The sequence below is a fragment of the Roseomonas rosulenta genome, assembly GCF_016106005.1.
Taxonomy (GTDB): Bacteria; Pseudomonadota; Alphaproteobacteria; order Acetobacterales; family Acetobacteraceae; genus Neoroseomonas; species Neoroseomonas rosulenta.
Window position 1 is genome coordinate 1 of sequence record NZ_JACADR010000426.1, and the last position, 2,593, is coordinate 2,593.

The 2,593-nt window shown below is 71.2% G+C and carries 2 protein-coding genes; both read left to right on the top strand.

Features of this window, described 5'->3' with window-relative positions; translation table 11 throughout:
• The first annotated feature begins 24 nt into the window (after positions 1-24).
• Complete coding sequence (locus HW578_RS25325; RefSeq protein ID WP_198373477.1) at positions 25-225, top strand: hypothetical protein; 201 nt, start codon at positions 25-27, stop codon at positions 223-225.
• A gap of 83 nt (positions 226-308) precedes the next feature.
• Positions 309-2,273 (top strand): PhoX family protein, encoded by a 1,965-nt coding sequence (locus HW578_RS25330; RefSeq protein WP_198373478.1) that lies wholly within the window; start codon positions 309-311, stop codon positions 2,271-2,273.
• Positions 2,274-2,593 lie beyond the last annotated feature (320 nt).

The window sequence follows — 2,593 nt, forward strand, 5'->3', positions numbered from 1 at the left end:
TAGCCCTGACTGGAGTCCGGACGCGTGCCCTTCCGATCTGTGCTGGCAGCGCCAGTGGGGGCGGCGCTGGGCGGGGCGCTGCCCGCGCCGGACGGCACGCTGCTGGCGGCCGTCGCGCATCCGGGTGCCACGCCGAGTGCGAACTGGGCGGAGCCGGCGACGCGCTGGCCGAACATGCGGCCGGACGAGCCGCCGCGCAGCACGGTGGTGACGCTGGCGCGCTGACCCGCGCTGTCGCAGAGGCTTCACGCTTTTCCCGGTTCCCATCGCCCGGCGCCCATGGTCCCCTCCGCCGCAGGGAGGACGCCATGCCCGATTTCAACGAGAACCAGGACCCCGCCATCGACGCCTCGGAGGATGTCGGGTCGAACCCCGATCCGCGCCGCCCCATCGGCGAGGTGATCGCCGCGCGCTACGGCCGGCGCGTCCTGCTCGGGGCAGGCGCGGCCGCCGCGGCGCTTGCCGCCTCGCTGCCGGAGGAAAGTGCCGCTCAGCTCGCGGTGCCGCGCCAGGGCGGGCCCTCCACGCTGACCTTCTCCGAACTGCGCCACCAGATGGCGCAGACCGATGCCGTGGCCGAGGGCTATGACCGCCAGGTGGTCATCCGTTGGGGCGACCCGGTGCTGCCCGATGCGCCGCCTTTCGATGCGCGCAACGTGACCGAGGCCGCGCAGGCGCGGCAATTCGGCTACAACTGCGACTACCTCGATTTCTTCCCGCTGCCCCAGGGCAGCCGCACGGCCGATCACGGGCTGCTCGTGGTGAACCACGAATACACCAACACCAACCTGATGTTCCCCGGCATGGGATCAGGGCGCGAGGCGCGCACGCGGTCGAACGGCCCGCAGACCCGCGCCGAGACGATGGCGCATGGCCTGTCGGTCATCGAGGTGAAGCGCGAGGGCGGCAGCTGGGGCTACGTGAAGGAAAGCCGCCACAACCGGCGCATCACCGGCGAGACGCCGATGCGCATCGCCGGCCCTGCCGCCGGTGCCGAGCGCATGAAGACCAGCGCCGACCCCACGGGGATGCGCGTGCTCGGCACGCTCAACAACTGCGCCGGCGGCAATACGCCCTGGGGCACGGTGCTGACGGGGGAGGAGAACTTCAACGGCTATTTCGGCGGCGATCCGGCGAAGACGCCGCATGCCGAGATCATGCGCCGCTACGGCATCTCGACCGACAGCTGGTACAATTGGTGGCGCCACCAGGACCGCTTCAACGTCGAGAAGGAACCGAACGAATCCTTCCGCTTCGGTTGGGTTGTGGAGTTCGACCCCTACGACCCCGAGAGCATCCCGGTGAAGCGCACCGCGCTCGGGCGCTTCAAGCATGAGGGGGCGACGCATGCGGTCAGCGCCGATGGCCGCGTGGCCTTCTATTCCGGGGACGATGAGCGCTTCGAATTCGTCTACAAGTTCGTCACCGCGCGCCCCTGGAACCCCAATGACCGCGCGGCGAACCGCGACCTGATGGATGACGGCATCCTCTATGTCGGGAAGTTCCACGACGACGGCCGCGTGGAATGGCTGCCGCTGGTGTTCGGCCAGGGGCCGCTGACGGCGGCGAACGGCTTCGCCTCGCAATCCGACGTGCTGATCGAGACGCGCCGCGCCGCGACGCTGCTCGGTGCGACGCCGATGGACCGGCCGGAAGACGTGGACACCAACCCGGTGAACGGGCGCGTCTATGTCATGCTGACAAACAACAACCGCCGCACGGCGCAGCAGGCGAGCGGGGCCAATCCGCGCGCGCGCAACAACCACGGTCATATCCTCGAGATCATTCCGCCGGGCGCGGGCACGCCGCGCGTCGATCACGCGGCGACCGAGGCGCGCTGGGGCATCTTCATCGCCGCCGGCAAGCCGGGTGTGGATCCCGGCACGCAGTACCACCGCGCGGTCTCGGACCAGGGCTGGCTGTCCTGCCCGGACAACTGCGCCTTCGACAGCAAGGGGCGGATCTGGATCGCGACCGATGGCGCGCCTGAGAATGCCGGCGTGGCGGATGGGCTCTATGCGGCCGACACGGCCGGCTACGGGCGGGCACTGACGCGGCTGTTCTACCAGGCGCCCACGGGGGCGGAGGTCTGCGGGCCCTGCTTTACGCCGGATGATCGCACGGTGTTCCTGGCGATCCAGCATCCCGGCGAGGATCCGGGGTCGACCTTCGAACGGCCTTCGACGCGCTGGCCGGATTTCGCCGAGGGCGTGCCGCCGCGGCCCTCGGTGATCGCCATCGTCAAGCGCGACGGCGGGGCGATCGGCGACTGACGTCCGGGCACGACGGTTTTAAACTGGTGCCCCTCCCGCCGCGGCCGTGCCGGATCGGTGCCACGGACCACGTGTCGCGCCTTGCCGCCAGCTGGCTTGCCGGCTGCGGCCGCGACCTTGGCGCCGGGAACGAAAAAGGGGGGCGCGGTGGCCCCCCTGCGTCGTCCGTGATGTGCGGAGACGCGGCGCGGGTTACGCCGCGCACATCACTGGGTGACGGAGGCCGGCGCGGCGGCCGGGCGCGCCCCGCGGCGGCTGCCCGAGGCCGAGGCCGTCTGCGTGCCGCGGCGCTGGCGGGTGCTGCTGGCCTCGCCGCGGGC